The following is a 1351-nucleotide window of genomic DNA, read 5'->3' as shown; positions in this document are numbered from 1 at the left end:
GCTCATTATTTCGAGCACAAAGAAAAAACTCCGTCAATGTCTGTGGTAGACTTTCTGATATTTCATTACAAAGGCAACCACTTGGAGAACCATCCATACGATGAGGACTATGAACACGACCAAAAACTTCCGTTCATGATGCACTCCAATGTACTCCAGGTAGTTTGCATATCACCGCAACCGGTTACGCTGGAAAGCGATGTCAGGGGCCGGACAAACGATAGCCGCAAAACGCCGATCCGGAACGACCGGTTCATCAACGATAGCTTTCTATCCGCCGTCTGGCAGCCGCCACAGGCCTGTTAATCCTCATTTCCTGAAATTGATTTTATCGTAGAACGGCACAGGCAACCCGATCCGTGGCGCCTGTCAACCGTCATTTCCTAATTTGATTAACAGAGAAAAAAATCATGTTACACAGCATCATTGAGTTTTCCATCCGGAATAAACTCATCATCGGGCTGTTTACCATTGCGTTGATCGGCTTTGGCCTATACGAGGCCACGCGGTTGCCGATCGATGCCCAGCCCGACATCACCAACAACCAGGTGCAGGTGATTACCGTGGCCCCGTCGCTCGGAGCCACCGACATCGAGCGCCTGGTCACATTTCCCATTGAGCAGGCCAACAGCAACATCAACGGGATTACCGAAATACGCAGTTTCTCCCGTTTTGGACTGTCGCTGGTTACCATTGTTTTTGACGACAACACCGATGTGTACTGGGCAAGGCAGCAAGTAACGGAGCGCCTGCAGACGGTCCGGGATGAAATACCCGACGGTATCGGGACGCCGGAGCTGGGGCCCATTTCGACCGGTCTAGGCGAAATTTACCAGTATGTGGTACGTCCGGAAGCAGGATACGAAGACCGTTACGACGTAACCGAGCTGCGCACCATCCAGGATTGGATTGTCCGCAGGCAGCTGCTGGGTGTACAGGGCGTCGCCGAGGTAAGCAGTTTCGGCGGAAAGCTGAAGCAGTATGAGATCGCCATCAATATCAACAAGCTCCAGTCCTTTAGCCTGACGATCAACGACTTGTTTACCGCCCTGGAGAACAACAACCAGAATACGGGCGGCGCTTATATCGAAAAAGGGCCAACCGTCCTATACATCCGAAGTGAGGGGCTTATCGGCAACGAAGACGATATTGCCAACATCGCCGTTGCTACTACTACCGATGGAACTCCCGTGCTATTGAAGCATGTAGCTGCCGTGAAAACAGGGTATGCTACCCGCTACGGTGCCATGACCTACAACGATCGCGGCGAAGTAGCCGGAGCCGTTGTGATGATGCTCAAGGGTGCAAACAGCAACGAGGTCATTAAAAACGTGAAGGAACGGATCGAGGT

The 1351-nt window shown here is 52.0% G+C and carries 2 protein-coding genes; both read left to right on the top strand.

Annotated elements, in window-relative coordinates:
* Positions 1–306, top strand: a 306-nt coding sequence (locus IEX60_RS24675; protein ID WP_229717788.1) for a hypothetical protein, incomplete at its 5' end; no start/stop codon positions are given.
* A gap of 104 nt (positions 307–410) precedes the next feature.
* A partial coding sequence (locus IEX60_RS24670) for an efflux RND transporter permease subunit (RefSeq protein WP_188754059.1) occupies positions 411–1351 on the top strand: 941 nt, incomplete at its 3' end.

This window comes from Parapedobacter defluvii (assembly GCF_014642075.1).
GTDB lineage: Bacteria > Bacteroidota > Bacteroidia > Sphingobacteriales > Sphingobacteriaceae > Parapedobacter > Parapedobacter defluvii.
Note: the sequence above shows the minus strand (reverse complement) of the source record. Positions and strands in the feature narration are given on the sequence as shown.